The 21,421-nt window shown below is 52.6% G+C and carries 17 protein-coding genes, 1 pseudogene and 1 other annotated feature; of the genes and pseudogenes, 8 read left to right on the forward strand and 10 right to left on the reverse strand.

What is annotated here, in order from left to right; translation table 11 throughout:
• Nucleotides 1-119: 119 nt before the first annotated feature.
• The gene (gene pgpB, locus FCN45_RS10360; RefSeq protein WP_137385879.1) at nt 120-884 is read right to left on the reverse strand and encodes a phosphatidylglycerophosphatase B; all 765 of its coding nucleotides are present in this window, start codon (nt 882-884) and stop codon (nt 120-122) included.
• A gap of 228 nt (nt 885-1,112) precedes the next feature.
• Here pgpB and ribA point away from each other — a divergent pair, with 228 nt between their 5' ends.
• Nucleotides 1,113-1,706, forward strand: a complete 594-nt coding sequence (gene ribA / locus FCN45_RS10365) for a GTP cyclohydrolase II (RefSeq protein WP_097097212.1) — start codon at nt 1,113-1,115, stop codon at nt 1,704-1,706.
• A gap of 49 nt (nt 1,707-1,755) precedes the next feature.
• Here the strand turns inward: ribA and acnA are convergent, their stop codons facing one another.
• From acnA to topA, 5 genes are all read right to left on the reverse strand, one after another.
• Entirely contained in the window at nt 1,756-4,437 is a 2,682-nt protein-coding gene (gene acnA / locus FCN45_RS10370) for an aconitate hydratase AcnA (RefSeq protein ID WP_137385880.1), read from the reverse strand.
• A 444-nt stretch (nt 4,438-4,881) separates the two neighbouring features.
• Nucleotides 4,882-5,061: a hypothetical protein gene (locus FCN45_RS10375; protein ID WP_137385881.1), complete on the reverse strand. Its 180-nt coding sequence runs from the start codon at nt 5,059-5,061 to the stop codon at nt 4,882-4,884.
• A gap of 3 nt (nt 5,062-5,064) precedes the next feature.
• Nucleotides 5,065-5,223 (reverse strand): YmiA family putative membrane protein, encoded by a 159-nt coding sequence (locus FCN45_RS10380; RefSeq protein ID WP_071531660.1) that lies wholly within the window; start codon nt 5,221-5,223, stop codon nt 5,065-5,067.
• A gap of 493 nt (nt 5,224-5,716) precedes the next feature.
• Nucleotides 5,717-6,691 carry an HTH-type transcriptional regulator CysB gene (gene cysB, locus FCN45_RS10385; protein ID WP_064738814.1) on the reverse strand — a complete coding sequence of 325 codons (975 nt, stop codon included), beginning with the start codon at nt 6,689-6,691 and terminating at the stop codon, nt 5,717-5,719.
• A gap of 193 nt (nt 6,692-6,884) precedes the next feature.
• Nucleotides 6,885-9,482 carry a type I DNA topoisomerase gene (gene topA / locus FCN45_RS10390; RefSeq protein ID WP_137385882.1) on the reverse strand — a complete coding sequence of 866 codons (2,598 nt, stop codon included), beginning with the start codon at nt 9,480-9,482 and terminating at the stop codon, nt 6,885-6,887.
• 370 nt (nt 9,483-9,852) lie between these two features.
• Between topA and FCN45_RS10395 the strand changes: the two genes are divergently transcribed.
• A complete protein-coding gene (locus tag FCN45_RS10395) occupies nt 9,853-10,101 on the forward strand; it encodes a DUF2498 family protein (RefSeq protein WP_137385883.1) in 249 nt (82 codons plus the stop codon).
• 26 nt (nt 10,102-10,127) lie between these two features.
• Here the strand turns inward: FCN45_RS10395 and sohB are convergent, their stop codons facing one another.
• Nucleotides 10,128-11,174 carry a protease SohB gene (sohB, locus tag FCN45_RS10400; RefSeq protein WP_137385884.1) on the reverse strand — a complete coding sequence of 349 codons (1,047 nt, stop codon included), beginning with the start codon at nt 11,172-11,174 and terminating at the stop codon, nt 10,128-10,130.
• 173 nt (nt 11,175-11,347) lie between these two features.
• On the opposite strand from sohB, the gene FCN45_RS10405 reads away from it, so the two are divergent.
• Nucleotides 11,348-12,112 (forward strand): YciK family oxidoreductase, encoded by a 765-nt coding sequence (locus tag FCN45_RS10405; protein ID WP_137385885.1) that lies wholly within the window; start codon nt 11,348-11,350, stop codon nt 12,110-12,112.
• Entirely contained in the window at nt 12,109-12,696 is a 588-nt protein-coding gene (cobO, locus tag FCN45_RS10410; RefSeq protein ID WP_137385886.1) for a cob(I)yrinic acid a,c-diamide adenosyltransferase, read from the forward strand. Before FCN45_RS10405 ends, cobO begins: the two co-directional genes overlap by 4 nt.
• A gap of 37 nt (nt 12,697-12,733) precedes the next feature.
• On the opposite strand, the gene rluB is transcribed toward cobO, so the two are convergent.
• Nucleotides 12,734-13,609: a 23S rRNA pseudouridine(2605) synthase RluB gene (gene rluB / locus FCN45_RS10415; RefSeq protein WP_101764266.1), complete on the reverse strand. Its 876-nt coding sequence runs from the start codon at nt 13,607-13,609 to the stop codon at nt 12,734-12,736.
• Between the two features lie 818 nt (nt 13,610-14,427).
• Here rluB and FCN45_RS10420 point away from each other — a divergent pair.
• The gene (locus FCN45_RS10420; protein WP_137385887.1) at nt 14,428-15,084 is read left to right on the forward strand and encodes a serine protease; all 657 of its coding nucleotides are present in this window, start codon (nt 14,428-14,430) and stop codon (nt 15,082-15,084) included.
• On the opposite strand, the gene FCN45_RS10425 is transcribed toward FCN45_RS10420, so the two are convergent.
• Nucleotides 15,085-15,705: an L-threonylcarbamoyladenylate synthase gene (locus FCN45_RS10425; RefSeq protein ID WP_137385888.1), complete on the reverse strand. Its 621-nt coding sequence runs from the start codon at nt 15,703-15,705 to the stop codon at nt 15,085-15,087.
• A gap of 12 nt (nt 15,706-15,717) precedes the next feature.
• A complete protein-coding gene (locus tag FCN45_RS10430) occupies nt 15,718-16,602 on the reverse strand; it encodes a PHP domain-containing protein (protein WP_137385889.1) in 885 nt (294 codons plus the stop codon).
• Nucleotides 16,603-16,756: 154 nt separating this feature from the next.
• Nucleotides 16,757-16,865, forward strand: a sequence feature (Trp leader region).
• Nucleotides 16,866-16,888: 23 nt separating this feature from the next.
• On the opposite strand from FCN45_RS10430, the gene FCN45_RS10435 reads away from it, so the two are divergent.
• The 3 genes and pseudogenes from FCN45_RS10435 (at nt 16,889) to trpCF (ending at nt 21,413) form a co-directional block, all read left to right on the forward strand.
• Nucleotides 16,889-18,451: an anthranilate synthase component 1 gene (locus FCN45_RS10435; RefSeq protein WP_101764262.1), complete on the forward strand. Its 1,563-nt coding sequence runs from the start codon at nt 16,889-16,891 to the stop codon at nt 18,449-18,451.
• Nucleotides 18,451-20,044 (forward strand): annotated as a pseudogene (trpD, locus tag FCN45_RS23715) (bifunctional anthranilate synthase glutamate amidotransferase component TrpG/anthranilate phosphoribosyltransferase TrpD). The gene FCN45_RS10435 and the pseudogene trpD overlap by 1 nt, the downstream one beginning before the upstream one ends.
• A gap of 1 nt (nt 20,045) precedes the next feature.
• Complete coding sequence (gene trpCF / locus FCN45_RS10450) at nt 20,046-21,413, forward strand: bifunctional indole-3-glycerol-phosphate synthase TrpC/phosphoribosylanthranilate isomerase TrpF (RefSeq protein ID WP_137385891.1); 1,368 nt, start codon at nt 20,046-20,048, stop codon at nt 21,411-21,413.
• Nucleotides 21,414-21,421: the final 8 nt, after the last annotated feature.

Genomic DNA, 21,421 nt, shown 5'->3' on the forward strand with positions numbered 1-21,421 from the left:
TGTCGAGAGGTTATCCAATAGAAGTATGCCAAAAAACCGCCGTCGATGCTGCTTATCCCCACATCAGTTAGCGCTTTTTTCTGCAAGCACAATCAATCATATGGGGATGAATAGGCTGATTACAATCCATCATCACGTTGCGCGATCTCACGATGTTCCTCTGGTGGGATGGTGAGCGGGCCGCAGAAACGCTGGGCCAGCAGCGTAGCAACGGTCACCAATAACCAGGATATCAGCGTTGCCATCACTAAATCACGCGGCCAGTGCATACCCAGCACTAAACGGCTGCCCATCACCGCGGTCGCCCAAACGAATAATACGGCAACGGTAGCAAAATGACGGCGCGGCCATAACAGGCCGATGGCTAAAAGCGCCCAGCTGGCGGCAAACATGGTATGCCCGGAAGGAAACGCATAACCGGTTTCAAATGCCCAATGATTCTTCAGCCATTGCGGCAGCTGAGTGTCATTGGCCAGCAAAGTTGAGACCATTTCGCCGCGCTGCTGGCGATGAAGCTGATAAAACTCATCACCGTTAATGCCATGACTTTTTTCCAGCCAGATGACGTAGGGGCGCGGTTCCTGCACATGCTCTTTGATTGAGGATTTGGTGTACTGACCAGCAAGAATCGCACCATTCATGATAAGAATGAGCAGAATCGCGGGTTTGAGCCGAAAGCGTAAACACCACAACACCCAGGCGCTGAGGATGATACTGGTGAGGACGCCCCACGGACTGGTGACGGTTTCCGTCATCCAAAACAGCGCGCGAAGTAGATTGCCGCTTTCCCCGGGTTGCCATTGCCAGTTAGATATCCATACGCCCAACGGCATCAACAACAATAAAAACGCCCCTAAGGTGGTGCGCTGAATGATTTTTAACATTCGCTTCCTTTTAGATCCGGATTAACAGGTGCGTTAAGCATAACTTTAGCTGAAAAAAGAATAACATACCTATTGCGGCTTGGATAATTGTGCTTTATCACTACAATCACTCTGACCGATTAACGGCAGCCGTTCGGGTTGTGGCACAATAGCGTAAGTTTCATCGGGCCACATGGCCCGTGCGTTATCATGATGATAGCGCATCCTCTGAAGGTTCTGGAGAGTCACATGCAGCTTAAACGGGTAGCAGAAGCCAAACTGCCCACGCCATGGGGAGATTTCCTGATGGTTGGTTTTGAAGAACTGGCAACCGGCCACGACCATGTCGCACTGGTTTATGGTGATATTAGCGATCACAATCCGGTGCTGGCGCGCGTCCATTCCGAATGTCTCACCGGCGATGCCCTGTTCAGCTTGCGCTGTGACTGCGGCTTCCAGCTGGAAGCGGCGTTAACGGCGATTGCGGAAGAAGGTCGTGGCATTCTGATGTATCACCGTCAGGAAGGTCGTAACATCGGTTTGCTGAATAAAATTCGTGCTTATGCATTGCAGGATAAAGGCTACGACACGGTCGAAGCCAACCATCAGCTCGGTTTCGCCGCTGATGAGCGTGACTTCACGCTATGTGCAGATATGTTCAAACTGTTGGGCGTCAATGAAGTGCGCTTGCTGACAAACAATCCGCGTAAAGTTGAAATCCTGAGTGAAGCCGGTATCAATATCGTCGAACGCGTGCCGTTGGTTGTCGGGCGTAACCCGAAAAACGCGCACTATCTCGATACGAAAGCCGAAAAAATGGGTCATCTGTTGCCAAAGTCGTAAGCGGTCTTTATAGCAGATAAAAAAAGCCGGGAAATCCCGGCTTTTTCTTTTAGTTCAGCATATTGCGTATCACATAATGCAAAATGCCGTCGTTCTGGTAATAGGTTAGCTCGTTACCCGTATCGATACGGCAGCGCGTCTCTAGCGTCTCTTTGCTGCCATCCGCGCGCGTCAGAATTACGGTTACCGTGCCACCCGGCTTAAGCTGCGAGAGGTTCGCCACATCTATAAACTCTTCACCCGTAAGCTGCAGCGTTTTACGCGTCACGCCAGCCGGAAACTCGAGCGGCAGAATCCCCATACCAATCAGGTTTGAGCGGTGAATACGCTCGAAGGATTCGGAGATAACCACGCGCACGCCCTGTAAGCGCGGCCCTTTTGCTGCCCAGTCACGACTTGAGCCTGAACCGTACTCTTTACCAGCAATCACCGCTAACGGCACACCTTCCTGCTGATACTTCATCGCCGCATCGTAAATCGCCAACTGCTCGTTAGTCGGGAAGTGTTTGGTATAACCGCCCTCGACACCCGGCACCATTTCGTTACGAATACGGATATTGGCGAAGGTGCCGCGCATCATCACTTCGTGGTTACCACGACGCGAACCGTAAGAGTTGAAATCGGTGCGCTCAACGCCATGCGACAGCAAATAGCGTCCGGCTGGACTTTCGGCTTTGATGCTCCCCGCAGGAGAAATGTGGTCGGTGGTGACGGAGTCACCCAGCATCGCCAGAATGCGCGCGCCTTTGATATCCTGCACCGGCTTCGGCGTTTTCTCCATGTCGTCAAAGAATGGCGATAAACGAATGTAGGTGGAATCGCCATCCCAATCGTAGGTTGCCGCTTCGCTGACTTTGATCTGCTGCCACTCAGGCGTGCCGTTAAACACCTCGGCATACTCTTTGTGGAACATATCGCTGGTGACTTTTTGCACCGCTTCCGCAATCTCTTCCGGCGAAGGCCAGATATCCTTGAGGAAAACATCGTTGCCCTGACGATCCTGGCCGAGTGGATCGGATTGCAGATTGAGCTTCATATTACCCGCTAAGGCATAAGCAACCACCAGCGGCGGCGAAGCCAGCCAGTTGGTTTTAATTAACGGATGAATTCGGCCTTCGAAGTTACGGTTACCCGAAAGCACCGCGGCAACCGTGAGATCACCCTCTTTAATCGCGCTTTCTATCGCGTCCGGTAACGGGCCGGAATTACCGATACAAGTAGTACAACCGTAACCGACCAGATTGAATCCTAACTCGTCCAGATATGGCGTAAGCTGGGCCACAGCAAGGTAGTCAGAAACCACTTTGGAACCGGGTGCCAGTGAGGCCTTAACCCAGGGCTTGCGCATCAGACCGCGTTCAACGGCTTTCTTCGCCAGTAAACCGGCAGCCATCAGCACGCTAGGGTTTGAGGTATTAGTACAAGAGGTAATCGCCGAGATCACGACCGCACCGTCATCCAGCTGATAGCTTTCTCCAGTTTCGCTATCGCGGTAGCTCACGGTTTTATGCGGTTTTTGCGCCTGATTCACTTCCAGTTCGTTGCTGGCATCAAAGGCAGTAGGAACATCACCGAGTGATACGCGATCCTGCGGACGTTTTGGTCCGGCCAGGCTGGACTCGACGTCGCCCATATCCAGAGCTAGAGAGCTGGTGAACACCGGCTCATCACCCGCGTTACGCCACATACCTTGTTGCTTAGCATAAGCCTCAACCAGTTCAACTTGCTCCGCATCGCGGCCAGTGAGCGTCATATAACTCAGGGTGACATCATCGACAGGGAAAAAGCCGCAGGTCGCACCATACTCAGGCGCCATGTTAGCGATGGTGGCGCGATCGGCAAGCGGCAGGTCGGCTAAGCCGTCGCCGTAAAATTCTACGAATTTACCCACAACACCATGTTTGCGCAGCATTTGCGTAACGGTTAACACCAGATCCGTTGCGGTGATGCCCGGACGCAATTTACCGGTGAGTTTGAAACCGACTACGTCAGGAATCAGCATTGAGACCGGCTGACCAAGCATCGCCGCTTCAGCCTCAATCCCGCCAACGCCCCAACCCAATACGCCGAGCGCATTGATCATGGTGGTATGCGAATCGGTGCCCACCAGCGTATCGGGATAGGCGATCTCTTGCCCATTTAGCGTCTCATGCCAGACAGATTTACCGAGGTATTCCAGATTGACCTGATGACAAATCCCGGTGCCCGGGGGTACTACGCGGAATCGATTGAAGGCTTTTTGCCCCCAGCGCAGGAAAACGTAGCGCTCATGGTTGCGCTCCATTTCCAGGTGCACATTTTCATCAAAGGCTTTGTCATCACCGAAATGGTCCACGGTAACAGAGTGGTCGATAACCAAATCTACCGGGGATAAGGGATTGACTTTGGCGACGTCGCCGCCAAGGCGTTTCACCGCTTCGCGCATGGCAGCCAAATCTACCACCGCCGGTACGCCGGTAAAATCTTGCATTAATACACGCGCGGGACGATAGGCAATCTCACGATCGGCGTGAGCATCTTTTTGCCAGGCGACCAGCGCTTTAATATCTTCAAGCGTGACAGAATCATCATCCTGCCAGCGTAAAAGGTTTTCCAGCAGGACTTTCATCGACTTGGGCAAGCGATCGATATTGCCCAGTTGCTGAGCTGCTTTGGGCAAGCTGTAGTAATGATATTTTTTTGCCCGAACATCCAGCGTGTCCTGACTCTGCTCGCGTAACGTTAACGACATAGCGCCTCCATGTAAGTGAATCTTTTTTTAAACCTCAGTGACTGCAAGGTTTAACTTAAAGATAGACTACATTGCCGTTAACGTTTTGATAACAACACGAATAGACACATTAAAACACAATGAAAAATGCCCCGACGTTTGTCAGGGCATTTATAAAATTCAGTGTAATTTGAGTTAGGGCTTAAATCATCGCCCAGAAGGCGGCGGCCCAAAAAGCCAGGGAAAAGGTATAAACGCTCACCCAGGATAATGTCGTTGTGTTGATGCTCATAATTCACTCCCTCCCGGATTCCGGGCAAAAAAAGTCCACCGTCTTCAGCGTTGTACTGATGACACCGTTTTTTTAATGCTGAGTGTTAAAGGACGGGCTTTTAACTTGCCCACCGGATAATCCGGCAAAAAGAGGGACTAAACGACTAAATATAGTACGGAACGCATGCTGCGTTATTTCGACTTCATGTCCATGAAGGATTCAATAAAGTTGCGCTGATTCTCGCTGAGTTCCCACGAAGCCGGAATGGTGACCTGAGGTTCAGTGGATACAACGTCTTTAACTTTGCACGCAGGCGTTTGCGGCTGACGTGCAGAAACCGGATGCTTACGACTGAGTGTATTTGCCCACATGGCTTAACCCCACATACGCCAAATCATTAACGCCACCACTACCCAGAACAGTGCTGAAGCAGCGAAGACAGTCATCCAAGCTTTGCGACGAGTATTACCAGTACGCTCAACTTTGGTGCTTTTAGTCCGGAAGCCCGGCTGTACAGTTATTCTCGTATTCATAGTTTTTGATAATCACTCTCAATAAAACGATTGATGACAACGATTAAGATTTAGGACGAATCCTAAACTTGTTAAGACCGAAAATCCAGTTATTTTTATTGAGCACAACGATTAACGCTATTTATCAAAACGCCAAAAATTGATGAGATAAATTTAATTACCAACACAACTATTAATTAAATCGTTACATTGTAAATTTGGGTTAACAGCAAATTAGATCCAATCTAAATTTTAGTTTAATTTACCAAGCCAGTTAAAAAGCCCTTCTTCATCAACTCTTAACTAGAGTATGGGAATATTCCTGGCGAGCTGCAAAGCAGCATCGTAAAAATTGTGTACTGATTCGCATTTAATAGATAACAATGAAAAAACATGTGACCCATGTTTCATTTACAAAAAAATAATGATTTTTTTTGAAGTACTCGTGGCGCTAAGCGCTAAGGGATTCCGAAGGTGCCCACTGGACACCTTGGCAAAAGAATGAGTTAGGAATTTACTTGAAGGGTAACTTGATGTCGCGGAACATAGCTTCGATGTCTTCATTGGAGCGCAATGCGACCGCCGCATCCACCACATCACGCGTCAGGTGTGGTGCGAAACGTTGAATGAAATCATACATATAGCTGCGGAGGAAGGTGCTACGTCTAAAGCCAATTTTGGTCGTACTATTCGTAAAGATTTCTGAAGCTTCAATACGCACCAAATCGGGGTCTGCAACAGGATCAACCGCCATACTGGCAATTACGCCAACGCCCAGACCTAAACGCACATACGTCTTGATGACGTCAGCATCCGTCGCAGTGAAGACGATGCGTGGCGTTAATCCGGCGCGATTAAACGCGGTGTCCAACTCTGAACGGCCTGTAAAGCCAAATGTGTAAGTCACTAACGGGAAATCCGCCAGCTCTTCTATGGTCACATTTGATTTACCCGCCAACGGATGATCTGGCGTTACCACAATGGCGCGGTTCCAGTGATAGCACGGCAGCATAATCAAATCGTCATACAGATGCAGCGCTTCTGTGGCAATGGCAAAGTCTGCATTGCCCTTTGAAACCGCCTCAGCTATTTGCGTCGGCGATCCCTGATGCATATGCAAAGAGACGCGAGGATAGCGCTCAATAAAGCCTTTAATCACGCCTGGCAGCGCATAACGTGCCTGCGTATGGGTAGTTGCTACATACAGCGAGCCTTTATCTGGCCAGGTGTGCTCACCAGCAACAGATTTAATCGCGTCAACTTTAGACAGCACTTCGCGCGCAATCCGGATAATTTCTTCACCTGCAGGCGTTACTTGCGTCAGATGCTTACCACTGCGCGCAAATATCTGCACGCCCAGCTCATCTTCTAACATACGGACTTGCTTACTGATGCCTGGCTGCGAGGTATATAAGCCTTCGGCGGTCGATGAGACATTAAGATTGTGATTAACCACTTCGACGATGTAACGCAACTGCTGCAATTTCATAGTTATATCTTCCTGGTAGCGACAGAGGTGCATTCCCGGCAGGCGTGTTTCCGCTTTAACTGCGGTGAGGGAGGGAAAGCGAATCAGCGAAACGAAAAGAGTTCTATAACTACTATATCAGTTAAAGGAAGAATGTAGAACGATTAGCTATAAGGATAAGAGAAAGGCCAGCGAATGCTGGCCTTGCGGGGAATTACTTTTTCGCTTCCTGCCATTTGCCATCAATATAGAACATTGACCAGCCAGTGGCTTTACCATCTTTTTCGGAAGAGACGTATTGCTGTTTGGTCTTGCGACTGAAACGTACCATCGTCTTATTCCCTTCCGGATCGGCGGCTGGCGCTTCTGACAGATATTTCAGCTTTTCTGGCAGGCGGTCGGCAAAGCGTTGCAGCTCTTCCACCAGCGGCGCGCGCGTTTCACGTGATTTCGGGAAGGTATTAGCGGCAAGGAACACGCCCGCTGCACCATCACGCAACACAAAGTAAGCATCCGACTTTTCACACTGCAATTCTGGCAGCGGCACCGGATCTTCTTTTGGCGGCGCGACATCACCGTTACGCAGAATCTTACGGGTGTTTTTGCACTCGTCGTTGGTACACGCCATGTACTTACCGAAACGACCCATTTTCAGATGCATTTCAGAACCACACTTCTCGCACTCAACAATCGGACCGTCGTAGCCCTTGATGCGGAATTCGCCCTGCTCAATCTCGTAGCCGTCGCACTCTGGGTTATTACCGCAGACGTGTAACTTGCGCTGGTTATCGATCAGATAGCTGTCCATCGCGGTGCCACACTTCTGGCAACGACGACGAGCACGCAGCGCATTGGTTTCAGCATCATCGCCTTCCAGCACGTTGAGCACTTCATTTTCCGGGATCAAGTTGATGGTCTGCTTGCAACGCTCTTTCGGCGGCAAAGCATAACCCGAGCAACCCAGGAACACGCCGGTACTGGCAGTGCGAATCCCCATCGGGCGGCTACAGGTTGGACAATCAATTGACGTCAACACCATCTGGTTCGGCTGCATGCCGCCCTCTTCCGGATCTTTCTCAGCATCATCTAACTGTTGGCTGAAATCACTGAAGAAGGAGTCGAGTACCGCTTTCCATTCGGCTTCATTATTCGCCACCTGATCGAGGCTATTTTCCATGCGCGCGGTGAAGTCATAGTTCATCAGCTCGCGGAAATTAGACTCCAGACGGTCGGTAACAATTTCACCCATTTTTTCAGCGTAGAAACGGCGGTTCTCAACACGCACGTAACCACGATCCTGAATGGTGGAGATAATCGAGGCATACGTTGATGGACGACCAATGCCACGTTTTTCCAGCTCACGCACCAGGGATGCTTCACTGAAGCGCGCCGGCGGTTTGGTGAAGTGCTGGCTTGGCATCAGCTCTTTAAGATCCAGCATGTCGCCAACATCTACCGGCGGGAGCGTCAGATCTTCATCATTTTTACGCAGCGCAGGCATCACGCGCGTCCAGCCATCGAAACGCAGCGTGCGGCCTTTGGCTTTCAATTTGAATTCAGCCGCGCCCACGGTCAGCGTGGTGGAGTCGTACTGAGCCGGAACCATCTGGCAGGCAACAAACTGGCGCCAAATCAGCTGATAAAGTTTCTGCGCATCAGCTTCCATATCTTTCAACTGCTCAGCCACGATATTCACGTCAGAAGGACGAATCGCTTCGTGCGCTTCCTGTGAGTTCTCTTTGCTGGCATAGGTATTCGGCGCTTCTGGCAGATACTTTTTACCGAAGCTGCTCTCAACATAACCGCGCGCCATCGCCACGGCATCCAGGCTCAGGTTGGTGGAGTCGGTACGCATATAGGTGATGTGGCCCGCTTCATACAAACGCTGCGCCATCATCATGGTCTTCTTCACGCCGAAGCCCAAACGCGTACTCGCCGCCTGTTGCAGCGTTGAGGTAATAAAAGGTGCAGAAGGCTTGCTGCTGGTCGGCTTGTCTTCACGATCCAGCACTTCGTAACGCGCTTTCTGCAAAATCGCTACCGCCGCGTGAGTTTGCTCACGATTGACCGGACGGAACGCTTTGTCATTCTGATGCGTCACCTGCATGGCCAGATCGGCGCCTTTCGGCGTGGCGAAATCAGCATGGATTTCCCAGTACTCTTCTGGCACGAAGGCTTTGATTTCGTGCTCCCGCTCAACAACCAGACGTACCGCAACCGACTGAACGCGACCGGCTGACAGGCCGCGGGCAATTTTCTTCCACAGCAGTGGCGACACCATGTAACCCACCACGCGATCCATAAAGCGGCGCGCTTGCTGTGCGTTGACACGTTCAATATTAAGCTCGCCAGGCTTGTCAAACGCCTGACGAATCGCATTCTTGGTAATTTCGTTAAATACTACGCGGCTAAAGCGCTTATCGTCCCCACCGATCACTTCCCGCAGGTGCCAGGCAATGGCTTCCCCTTCGCGGTCAAGGTCGGTTGCGAGATAGATGTGGTCTGCATCGGCAGCCAGGTTTTTCAGCTCAGCGACAACTTTTTCTTTGCCCGGCAGAATTTGATAATCCGCTTCCCAACCATGCCAGGGATCCACACCCATGCGGTTTACGAGTGCGGCTTTCTCATCCTTTTTAACCTTTTTTCCAGGTTTCGCTTTTTCCCCGTCGGCACTTTTACGGGCAGTTGAACCGCTGGTCGGCAAATCACGGATATGACCGACACTGGATTTCACCACGTAGTCATTACCGAGGTATTTATTGATTGTTTTGGCCTTTGCCGGGGACTCAACGATTACGAGTGATTTACCCATATGTACCTTTACCTAAATGAAACGTCCTGATAAACGGGAGAGAATTGGAGGTCCCAAAACCCAATGGGTTCAATATTGCTGCCGGCATTTCGCATTTCAAGGCAGCAGGGATAATCTCAGGTCAGATTGCGTCGACTTCTGCAACTTTATGATTAGGAGCGAGTTTTCCATCTGACAGAACCACACATCCGGGTGTGATCTCCCTGAAAGCTGAATCGCCCACACTCTACCTGATAAAATCCGTTACGCAACTTAATTAGCATTCTGCCTAATTTTGCGCCAGTTTTGTGACGCCATGCTGATTTGCTGAACGCGATAGCTCGCAAGTAATATAGAAGGAGAAAAATGGCTGTCAAAAAAGAGGTGAAAAATGTCAGTGCCAACGGAATCTATTTCACGCCAGGCGTTACTGGAAATAGCCAATCAGATAATCACGCAGCACGAAAATTATTTTGTCGGATTAGAAGCCAATGATGTGATTCAGCAAGGTGATGTTTTGGTGTTTCGCGGTCCCTATTTTCTCGATGATGAAGGCTTACCCACCGCCAAAACCACCACGGTATTTAACGTGTTTAAGCACCTCGCGGTTGAACTCTCCTCTCAATATCATCTGGCATAAAAAAGCCCGGCAATTGCCGGGCCCGGTTACAACAGCGGCTTCTCGCCGCGCTGCCATATTTTCAGAATCAACCGTTCTGCCGCCAGACTGGCGCTGTTGGTAAAGCGATCCATCATTTTACGCTTACGTGCGTAATGGACGCCCAGCACGGTGAAGCGATCCATATGCTGGATAATCAACGCATCGCTGGTGCCGATTTCATCAATCAAACCCAAATCCAGCGCCTGACGGCCATACCAATGCTCGCCGGTCGCCACTTTGTTCAGATCAAGCGACGGACGCATCTGCTGTACAAAATCTTTAAACAGCTGATGCGTTTCGTTGAGATCTTCCTGGAATTTCTCGCGCCCTTCTTCGGTGTTTTCACCAAACAGCGTCAAAGTCCGTTTGTACTGACCGGCGGTATGCAGCTCGACGTCAATATCGTTACGCTTTAACAGGCGGTTAAAGTTGGGAATCTGCGCGACCACGCCAATTGAACCAATAATAGAAAACGGTGCGGCCACAATGCGATCCGCCACGCATGCCATCATGTAACCACCGCTGGCAGCGACTTTATCCACCACCGCCGTCAATTGCAGACCGGCATCACGCAGGCGTTGCAGCTGCGAAGCCGCTAAACCGTAGCCGTGTACTACGCCGCCGGGGCTTTCCAGGCGCAGTAGCACTTCATCGCCCGGCACCGCAACTGCCAGCACCGCGGAGATCTCTTCACGCAATGAGGTGACTTCACTCGCGTCCATGCTGCCTTTGAACTCCAGCACATACAGCGTGGGCTTCAGCGTCTCGCTCACGCCCGCTTTAGCATTGCGTTTATCGGCTTTCGCCTTTTGCTTCTCTTCTTTCTTATGCTGCTTGAGCCACACTTTTTGCGCCTGTGGCTTCATTTTGGCGAGCTGCAGATCTTCCTTCATCTCACGATAATCATCATCAAGATGCGTCAAACGCAGCTGACCGCTGCTGTGACGTTTACGCAGCGCGGCATTTAGCACAATCAGAACAATAGCTGCGATCGCCACCACCACGGTGACGGCCTTAGCCAGAAATAATCCATAACTGGAGAAAAAATCCATTCTGCCGCCTTATTAAACAGTAAATTACAACAGCTATAAGTTTACCCGCTTTACGCGCTGTCGTCGCCTGAAATGCCCGCAGGCGGCACAGAATGCGAGGCTCAAGCGTTGCACCGCGCGGCAAATTCAGGCATAAAGCCAAAAACCTTCTGACCCGAGCAAAGGACATCGCTGTGCATTATCAACCGAAAAGCGATCTGCTGGAAAATCGCATCATCCTCGTCACCGGCGCTTCCGATGGCATTGGCCGTGAAGCGGCGCTGACCTATGCGCGCTACGGCGCGCGCGTCATCCTGTTGGGCCGCAACGCCGATACCCTGCAGAAAACGGAGCAGGCCATCAACCAGTTAAACAAGCAGCCAGCCGCTTCTTTATTACTGGATCTGGCTGAAGCCACGCCAGAAAGCTGCCAGCAGTTAGCCGACCAGGTTACTGCGCTGGTGCCGCGTCTGGATGGCGTGCTGCACAACGCTGGCATTCTGGGCGAAATCGTACCGTTGGAGGAGCTCGATCCACAGATCTGGCGTGACGTGATGCAGATTAACCTTGATGCCACCTTCTATTTAACCCAGGCATTACTGCCGCTGCTGCTGAAATCAGATGCCGGATCGCTGGTGTTTACCACGTCCAGCGTGGGCCGCACCGGCCGTGCAGGCTGGGGCGCGTATGCGGTTTCGAAGTTTGCCACTGAAGGCATGATGCAGGTGCTGGCCGACGAGTATAAAAACCGTCACTTGCGGGTGAACTGCATCAATCCCGGCGGTACGCGCACCAAAATGCGCGCCAGCGCTTTCCCTGATGAGGATGCCAATTTACTCAAAACCCCCGCGGATTTGATGCCGCTCTACCTCTATTTGATGGGTGATGACAGCCGACGTAAAACCGGCACCAGCTTTGATGCGCAGCCGGGACGCAAAGCGGGGCCGGCAACCGCATGAACGATCGCCATCAGCAACGCCAGCAGCGACTAAAAGAGCAGGTTGATGCCCGAATCGCCGCCGCCACCGAGACGCGCGGCATTTTGATGGTGTTCACCGGTAACGGCAAAGGGAAAACCACCGCGGCTTTTGGCACCGCGTTGCGCGCCTGCGGACACGGTAAAAATGTGGCGGCGGTACAGTTCATTAAAGGCGAATGGCCCAACGGTGAACGTAACTTACTGGAACAGCACGGCGTTGAATTTCAGGTGATGTCCACCGGTTTTACCTGGGATACTCAGAACCGTGAGACTGACACTGCCGCCTGCCAGGTAGTGTGGCAGCAGGCGCGTCGTATGTTGGCCGATAGCCGCGTCGATCTGGTGATCCTGGATGAAATCACGTACATGGTGAGCATGGATTATCTGGATTTAGCGGAGCTGGTCGATGTGTTGAAACAGCGCCCTGCTCAGCAAAGCGTGATCATTACCGGTCGCGGCTGTCATCGTACGTTACTGGATTTGGCTGATACCGTAACGGAAATGCGTCCGGTGAAACATGCGTTTGATGCGGGAATTCAGGCTCAGCAAGGAATAGATTGGTAACACGCTGACGCCGCAAAGCGCGGCGTCAGGCTTAGGATCAGGAACCGCGTTTGGTGTTATTCCGACGCGGATTGTTGCTCACCACCCCGTGACGTTTTACCGCACGACGAATTTGGTTAGCCTTGGTGCGACGACGATCCTTTTCAACGGCCACTTTCGTTACCGTCTCTTCCGGCATACTAACTAACGTACGCAGATAGTTGACTGCCGGTAATTCCATCTCGATCCAGCCGCCGCGTGGCAGGCCTTTCGGTAACTGGATATCACCGTAACGCACACGCATCAGTCGGCTAACCTGCACGCCAACCGCTTCCCACAGACGGCGCACTTCGCGGTTACGTCCTTCGGTCAGCGTCACGTTGTACCATTGGTTAATGCCTTCGCCACCGGCAAACTTAATGGTTTTGAACGATGCCGGGCCATCTTCCAGCTGCACGCCTTTGCTCAGCTGACGGATTTTATCGTCATCCACTTCGCCAAACACGCGAACCGCATATTCACGCTCCACTTCACGGCTTGGGTGCATCAAACGGTTAGCCAGTTCACCATCGGTGGTGAACAGCATCAAACCGCAGGTATTCACATCCAGACGACCGACGGCAATCCAGCGTGAACCACGCAGACGCGGCAGACGATCAAATACGGTTGGACGCCCTTCCGGGTCGTTACGCGTGCAGAGTTCACCTTCTGGTTTGTAGTACGCCAATACGCGACACACTTCGGTCGCCGACTCAGCGATAGAAACCAGATGGCCATCGATACGAATTTTCAGGGATTTATCACTTTCGATGCGATCGCCAAGCGTCGCCAGTTTGCCGTCAACGCTGACGCGTCCGGCTGAAATCATGGTTTCGATTTCGCGACGCGAACCGTGACCGGCGCGCGCTAATACTTTCTGTAATTTTTCGCTCATGGAGCCTCGTTGTCGCCTTCCCAGGCGTCGTGGTAAGAAGAGGTGCGATACAGGGATTACCAATTCCCATATCAGAATCTGTTACCGCTCTGCATCGCTGCTGCAATCTCAGACGGCCCGCGATTTTACACTAACGCAAGTTTCGTTAACACCTTTTCCTTTGCTGCCGATAACAGAGGGTCTGGTAAAAACATGGCCATTAAGACCATGACGATAAACATTCAGCTGGCTGATAGATCGATCTTATTTGCATCCGCAGCATCCACGCCAAGTGACTGAATTATTATTACTTGTCCCTAATCTTTCCCGCCTGAGCCTATTATCAACTTAAGACAACTGATACATTAGCACTTTGCAAGACTGCTTAACCGCTATTGCTCGCCACGCTTAAAGATAATCACAAACTTTAAATCTAAGTAAAAACAATAAAACAGCATAAAAAACTATTTAATAGCATTAAATAAGGTCCATTACAGTAATAAATGCAAACTGATAGTTTATTGGCACTACAGGTTGGATTAAGTCTGTATTTTTGTATTATTTGATTAATATTAAATTTGATGAATTGTTCTGCAGAAAAAACTGTGTAAAATTTAAGCCTGAAATCCAGTGCGTCGTCATAATAACATAGCTTTCATTTACTATTTATATTCGTTCAACTTACAAATCATTAACGAACCACTGTGTAATTTCACTGATATTACAAACCGGCGCGCGCGGGATTAGACGCGTTTATTCATTTACGGAATGAATTTAATTTGCATGTCGAAAGTCTTCACCAGGGATTTTACGGACATGCTTTATAGAAGATCACAGCCATGAAAACCTCTCTGCTTTGGCCTGCGCTCGCTGCGCTGGCACTGAGCGGTTGTTCCGTGGGCCACACTGAGTACAGTCGTACTGCGATGCAACACGTTGATATGAGCGTGACAGGCATCCCGACCGTGCTGGGTTTGGGCATTCTCGGTACAACCATTCCTTTGACGCCAGAATACAGCCTGACGGCGGCGCACGTGGCAAAAACGGCCGTGCAGCGTGTCAAGGCCTATCATCCTTATTGCGACGTCGCGATTATTTATCATAAAAACAGTCCAGAAACGCTGGCGAAATTCCGCAACGGTGCTATTGGTGAACCGATTAAAATGTACGGTTACAGCTTTATTTCCGCTATGCCGGTGGAATCGAGCGGCGTTAATTTAGCGCGTACCGCCATTACCAATAAATGGAATAAAAAGCCCTGCATGGCTATGGCATCAAATGCTGGCGTGGTGCAAGGGATGTCCGGTGGCGCGGTATATAATGCGGACCAAACTATTGGCGGGGTGATTGTCGGTTACAGCCATGAAATATCTAACGTTCGCAGCAAGAAAGTCATCTTAAAAGATGTCTCGCTATATATTCCGTACGGGGATTTCAAAACCTGGCTGGAATCCAATATTGGTCAGACGCAGAAAGCCACGCCTGACCATGCATAATTACTGAAATGGGCGCGTGTCACCGACACCATCGCGCACCACCAACGGCACATCGCTGGTGAGATCGATCACCGTGGTCGGCTGCTGTCCTAGCGTGCCGCCATCGATGATCAGATCCACCAGCTTGCCAATGCTGTACTGAATCTCTTCCGGATCGGACTCGGTGAAATCATTGCCGGGCAGCATCAGCGAAGTCGACATCATCGGCTCGTTGAGGCGCTCCAATAGCGCCAGCGCCACCGGGTTGGACGGCACGCGTAGCCCGATGGTTTTACGTTTGTCATTCATCAGACGACGCGGCACTTCTTTCGTCGCCTTCAAAATGAAGGTGTAGTTGCCCGGCGTGTTGTTTTTCAGGAGGCGAAACGCGGAGTTATCCACCTGCGCGTAAGTCGACAGCTCCGACAGATCGCGGCACATCAGCGTAAAGTTGTGATTGCCATCCAACTGGCGAATGCGACAAATGCGTTCCATGGCATTTTTCTCTTCCAGACGACACCCCAGCGCATAGCCAGAGTCGGTTGGATAAACAATCACGCTGCCTTTATTGAGATAATCAACGGCCTGATTTACCAGGCGCGGCTGCGGATTGTCGGGATGAATGTGAAAATATTGACTCATAAAAACCTCATATCACCTGTCTGCAACAGCACTGCTGGGCGCCAATGCGGGGAAGCGTTCCCAAACCGGCTCCACGCCGCCCGGTAGCCATAACTTGCGTCCCAGTTCTATCCACGGACAAGGTTGGTGGAAATCTGATCCCTGCGACCCGGCTAACTGATGGTCACGCGCATAGGTTGCCAGCTGCGTGCGCTCGTTGGGCGCTTGCTGGCACTGCGCGACCTCCATGGCATCGCCACCCACGTCGGCAAAATGCGCAATCAGCCGCTTTAACCATTTAGCCGACAAACCATAACGACCGGGATGCGCCAAAACGGCATAGCCGCCAGAATGATGAATAGCATCAATGGCTTGTTTAATTGTACACCATTGCGGCGGCACGTAGCCGGTTTTCCCGCGCGCCAGATAATTCTTGAATACCTGCGCCATATTGTCGGCTTTGCCAATCTCCACCAGATAACGCGCAAAGTGGCCACGCGTGATCAAGCCGCCCTGCGCCAGTCGCTGCGCACCGGCTAGCGCATCAGGAATGCGAGCGCGCTCGAGGCGTTCGGCAATCTGCTGCGCACGATCAAGGCGTGTCCGATACTGCTGCGCAAGGAATTCAGTCAGCGCGGGATGCTGGCAAACGACATTCAGCCCCACAATGTGGATTTCGTGATTTTCCCATAAGGTTGATGCTTCTAAACCGGCTAGCACGCGGATCGGTAGATCCTGTTGCATCACTGCCGCCTGCGCTTCTGCCACGCCCGCCACCGTGTCGTGATCGGTAATCGCCAGCACACCGACTTTCATCTCAACCGCGCGCTGCACCAGCGCGGTCGGCGTCAATAAGCCGTCAGAAGCCAGCGTATGGCTGTGTAAATCGTAAAGGGGAAAACGAGCGATGTCCGACAAGATAACTCCAGCAACTACATAAACCGGCAGGCATGATAACGATTTTGCCCCTGGCTGAAAAAGGGTATTGACATTTTTCGCCCGAACCAGTTAACTAGTACACAAGTTCACACGTAACGGGTATTTAATCATGACTATTTTTGGTACGCATTTAAATGGTTGGTGGCGCGATGATCCCTTTATCGGGCGACGTCGTCGTGCACAATTTGCGTAACCGCAGTGCAGATTGATACCTAAGCCCGCCACCGAGCGGGCTTTTTTTTGAGCGAAATTCAGAGAATCCATTATGGCTATTGCGAAACCTACATTGAAGTTGATAACCGGTACCGCGCCCTACCGCGAAGATCCGGCCGCAGTGTTTCATCAGTTATGCGGCGCACGTCCAGCAACTCTGCTGCTTGAATCCGCAGATATCGACAGCAAACAAAACCTGAAAAGCCTGTTAATCGTCGATAGCGCGCTGCGCGTCAGTGCGCTGGGCAACATTGTCACCATCAAAGCGCTGTCGGAAAATGGTCGCGCCATCTTGCCGCTGCTGGACGAGGCGCTGCCCTCTGAGGTGCGTATCGAGGTGCGCCCTGATGGCCGCGAGCTGCATTTCACCCAGCCGCAAGGCATGCAGGACGAAGATTCCCGCCTGAAGGCCCTTTCCGTATTTGATGCGCTGCGCCTGATCCCGCAGCTGGTGAACAGCCCGGAAGAGGAGCGTGAAGCGATGCTACTTGGCGGCTTGTTCGCTTATGACTTAGTGGCCGGTTTCGAAGATCTGCCGCAACTGCGCAACGAACAGCGTTGCCCGGATTACTGCTTCTATCTGGCCGAAACCTTACTGGTGATCGACCATCAGCAGCGCACTGCTCGCCTGCAGGCCAGCTTATTCAGCCCATCGACCAGCGAGTTTCAGCGTCTGCAAGGCCGCATCGAACAACTGCGCGGCCAGATGACGCAAGCAGCGCCCGCATTGCCGGTCCAGCGCGTCGAGCACATGACGCTCAGCACCAGTCAGAGCGATGAAGAGTACTGCAACGTGGTGCGTGAGATGCAGGAAGCGATTCGCATTGGCGAAATCTTCCAGGTTGTCCCTTCACGTCGCTTCTCGCTGCCGTGCCCTTCTCCACTGGCCGCTTACGACACGTTGAAAAACAGCAATCCAAGTCCTTACATGTTCTTTATGCAGGATCAGGATTTCGCGCTGTTTGGTGCCTCGCCAGAAAGCTCACTGAAATATGACGCGACGTCGCGTCAGATTGAGATCTACCCGATTGCCGGTACGCGTCCACGTGGCCGCCATGCTGATGGTTCGCTGGATCGCGATCTCGACAGCCGCATCGAACTGGAAATGCGCACCGACCATAAAGAGATGGCTGAGCACCTGATGCTGGTGGATTTAGCGCGTAACGATTTGGCGCGTATCTGCGTGCCGGGCAGCCGTTACGTGGCAGACCTGACTAAAGTTGACCGCTACTCGTTTGTGATGCATCTGGTGTCACGCGTGGTCGGCACGCTGCGCGCGGATCTCGACGTGCTGCACGCCTACCGCGCCTGCATGAACATGGGCACGCTGAGCGGCGCACCGAAAGTGCGTGCGATGCAACTGATTGCCGGGAAAGAAGGCACACGTCGCGGCAGCTACGGCGGCGCAGTCGGCTATTTCACCGCTAACGGCGACCTTGATACCTGCATCGTTATCCGTTCCGCGTGGGTTGAAGACGGTGTAGCCACCGTACAAGCCGGCGCCGGTGTGGTGCTGGATTCCCAGCCCCAGGCAGAAGCGGACGAGAGCCGCAACAAAGCGCGCGCGGTATTGCGTGCCATCGCAACAGCCCATCACTGCAAGGAGATTTTCTGATGGCCGATATCCTGCTGCTCGATAACATCGACTCCTTTACTTACAACCTCGTTGATCAGCTGCGTACCTTTGGCCATAACGTGGTGATTTACCGCAACAACGTGCCCGCTGAGGTGCTGATTGAACGCCTGCAGCAGATGGAAAACCCAATTCTGATGCTGTCGCCGGGTCCGGGCGCGCCGAAAGATGCCGGATGCATGCCAGATTTGCTACAAGCGCTGCGCGGTCGTCTGCCGATTATCGGCATCTGTCTCGGTCATCAGGCGATTGTTGAAGCCTACGGCGGCCATGTCGGCCAGGCCGGCGAGATCCTGCACGGCAAAGCCTCTTCTATTACCCATGATGGCGAAGGCATGTTCGCTGGCCTGAGCAATCCGCTGCCGGTGGCGCGCTATCACTCGCTGGTCGGTAGCAATACGCCAGCCGAATTGACCGTTAACGCCAGCTACAACGGCATGGTGATGGCCGTGCGCCACGATGCCGACCGCGTGTGTGGCTTCCAGTTCCACCCCGAATCCATTCTCACCACTCAGGGCGCGCGCTTATTAGAACAGACGTTGGCCTGGGCGCTGGCGCAGTAATAGGGAGATTATGATGCAAACTATTCTGGAAAAACTTTATCAGTCTGAGACGCTGAGCCAGGGCGAAAGCCACCAGCTATTTAGCGCTATTATTACCGGTCAGCTGGAGCCGACGCAGTTAGCCGCCGCGCTGATTGCCATGAAAGTCCGTGGCGAGCGTCCGGAAGAGATCGCCGGTGCCGCTTCCGCGCTGCTGGCCGATGCAAAACCGTTCCCGCGCCCGGATTACACCTTTGCCGATATCGTCGGTACCGGTGGTGACGGCAGCAACAGCATCAATATCTCGACCGCCAGCGCCTTTGTTGCGGCAACCTGCGGCCTGAAAGTGGCAAAGCACGGTAATCGCAGCGTCTCCAGCAAGTCGGGTTCTTCCGATCTGCTGGCGGCATTTGGCATCAATCTGGATATGCCTGCGGAACAAGCACGTGAGGCGCTGGACGATCTCAACGTCTGCTTCCTGTTTGCTCCGCAGTATCACAGCGGTTTTCGTCACGCGATGCCGGTACGTCAGCAGTTGAAAACCCGTACCATCTTTAACGTGTTGGGTCCGCTGATTAACCCTGCGCGTCCACCGCTGGCGGTGATTGGCGTGTACAGCCCGGAGCTGGTACTGCCAATCGCCCAAACGCTAAAAGTGCTCGGCTATCAACGTGCGGCTGTGGTTCACGGCGGTGGCATGGATGAAGTAGCGCTGCACAGCCCAACGCAGGTCGCCGAGCTGCGTGATGGCGAAATCACTGGCTATCAACTGACGCCAGAAGACTTCGGTTTTGGCTTCCATGATAAAGACGCGTTGGCAGGCGGCACGCCGGAAGAAAACCGTGACATTCTGACCCGTTTACTTCAGGGTAAAGGCCAGCCCGCCCATGAGCAGGCGGTGGCGGTCAACGTCGCAATGTTACTGAAAGTGTTCGGAAATGAAGATTTGCGCGACAACGCACAGCGCGCCATCGCTGCCATTCGCAGCGGACAGGCCTACGAGCGCGTTGTCGCTCTGGCAGCGAGAGGATGAGATGAGTATTAAGGGCACTGTTTTAGAGAAAATCGTACAAGATAAAGCCGTCTGGGTTGAAGCGCGCAAAGCACAGCAGCCGCTGGCCACCTTCCAGAACGATTTGCAGCCTGCGGAACGTCATTTTTACGATGCACTGCGTGGCTCACGCACCGTATTCATCCTGGAATGCAAAAAAGCATCGCCCTCCAAAGGGCTGATTCGCGAGGATTTCGATCCCGCCACCATCGCTGGCGTATATCGTCATTACGCTTCTGCGGTGTCGGTGTTAACCGATGAAAAATACTTCCAGGGCGATTTTGCGTTCCTGCCGATTGTTAGCGCCGCCATCACGCAACCGGTGTTGTGCAAAGACTTCATCATCGATCCGTATCAGATCTATCTGGCACGACATTATCAGGCCGACGCCATTTTGCTGATGTTGTCGGTGCTCGATGATGAGCAATATCGTCAGCTCGCCGCCGTGGCGCACAGCCTGAAAATGGGCGTGCTGACCGAAGTCAGTAATGAAGAAGAGATGGAACGCGCGATTGCGCTGGAAGCCAAAGTCGTCGGCATTAATAACCGCGACCTGCGCGACCTGTCCATCGACCTGAATCGCACGCGTCAGTTAGCGCCGCGCCTCGGACATGGCGTCACCGTCATCAGCGAATCTGGCATTCACAATTATGCGCAGGTTCGTGAGCTGAGCCACTTCGCTAACGGCTTCCTGATTGGCTCCGCGCTGATGGAAGAAGCCGATCTCACCGCTGGCGTGCGTCGCGTATTGCTCGGTGATAACAAAGTCTGCGGCCTGACCCGCGCCGAAGATGCACGCGCAGCGCAGGAAGCCGGCGCCATTTACGGTGGCTTGATCTTCGCTGAAGGCTCACCGCGTAAAATCAGCCGCGAGCAGGCGCAGATTGTGCAGGCGGCTGCCCCGCTGAAGTATGTTGGCGTGTTCCGCAACAATGCGGCAAGTGACATTGTCACGCTAGCGGAAAGTTTAAAACTTTTTGCGGTACAGCTGCACGGCGATGAAGATCAGGCGTTCGTCGCAGAATTGCGTCATGCGCTGCCAGCAGACACCAAAATCTGGAAAGCGCTGAGCATTAAAGAGCAGTTACCTGCGCGCGACTGGCCGCACGTCGATCGTTACGTGTTTGATAATGGCCAGGGCGGCACCGGCCAGCGTTTCGATTGGTCACTGCTGCAAGGCCAGGATCTCAGCAATGTGCTGCTGGCCGGTGGCCTAAGCGCGGACAACTGCGTAGAGGCCGCGCAGCTGGGCTGTGCCGGCCTCGATTTCAACTCCGGCGTAGAATCTGCGCCAGGCATTAAAGATGCCAGCAAAGTCGCGGCGGTATTCCGCACGCTGCGCGCCTATTAATTTCGCTT

The sequence above is a fragment of the Pantoea sp. SO10 genome (assembly GCF_005281435.1).
Taxonomy (GTDB): Bacteria; Pseudomonadota; Gammaproteobacteria; order Enterobacterales; family Enterobacteriaceae; genus Pantoea; species Pantoea leporis.

Excerpts from the sequence above, each read along its gene's own strand:
- pgpB (WP_137385879.1), bottom strand. The coding sequence starts at position 884 with ATGTTAAAAATCATTCAGCGCACCACCTTAGGGGCGTTTTTATTGTTG.
- ribA (WP_097097212.1), top strand. The coding sequence starts at position 1,113 with ATGCAGCTTAAACGGGTAGCAGAAGCCAAACTGCCCACGCCATGGGGA.
- acnA (WP_137385880.1), bottom strand. The coding sequence starts at position 4,437 with ATGTCGTTAACGTTACGCGAGCAGAGTCAGGACACGCTGGATGTTCGG.
- FCN45_RS10375 (WP_137385881.1), bottom strand. The coding sequence starts at position 5,061 with ATGTGGGCAAATACACTCAGTCGTAAGCATCCGGTTTCTGCACGTCAG.
- FCN45_RS10380 (WP_071531660.1), bottom strand. The coding sequence starts at position 5,223 with ATGAATACGAGAATAACTGTACAGCCGGGCTTCCGGACTAAAAGCACC.
- cysB (WP_064738814.1), bottom strand. The coding sequence starts at position 6,691 with ATGAAATTGCAGCAGTTGCGTTACATCGTCGAAGTGGTTAATCACAAT.
- topA (WP_137385882.1), bottom strand. The coding sequence starts at position 9,482 with ATGGGTAAATCACTCGTAATCGTTGAGTCCCCGGCAAAGGCCAAAACA.
- FCN45_RS10395 (WP_137385883.1), top strand. The coding sequence starts at position 9,853 with ATGTCAGTGCCAACGGAATCTATTTCACGCCAGGCGTTACTGGAAATA.
- sohB (WP_137385884.1), bottom strand. The coding sequence starts at position 11,174 with ATGGATTTTTTCTCCAGTTATGGATTATTTCTGGCTAAGGCCGTCACC.
- cobO (WP_137385886.1), top strand. The coding sequence starts at position 12,109 with ATGAACGATCGCCATCAGCAACGCCAGCAGCGACTAAAAGAGCAGGTT.
- rluB (WP_101764266.1), bottom strand. The coding sequence starts at position 13,609 with ATGAGCGAAAAATTACAGAAAGTATTAGCGCGCGCCGGTCACGGTTCG.
- FCN45_RS10420 (WP_137385887.1), top strand. The coding sequence starts at position 14,428 with ATGAAAACCTCTCTGCTTTGGCCTGCGCTCGCTGCGCTGGCACTGAGC.
- FCN45_RS10425 (WP_137385888.1), bottom strand. The coding sequence starts at position 15,705 with ATGAGTCAATATTTTCACATTCATCCCGACAATCCGCAGCCGCGCCTG.
- FCN45_RS10435 (WP_101764262.1), top strand. The coding sequence starts at position 16,889 with ATGGCTATTGCGAAACCTACATTGAAGTTGATAACCGGTACCGCGCCC.
- trpCF (WP_137385891.1), top strand. The coding sequence starts at position 20,046 with ATGAGTATTAAGGGCACTGTTTTAGAGAAAATCGTACAAGATAAAGCC.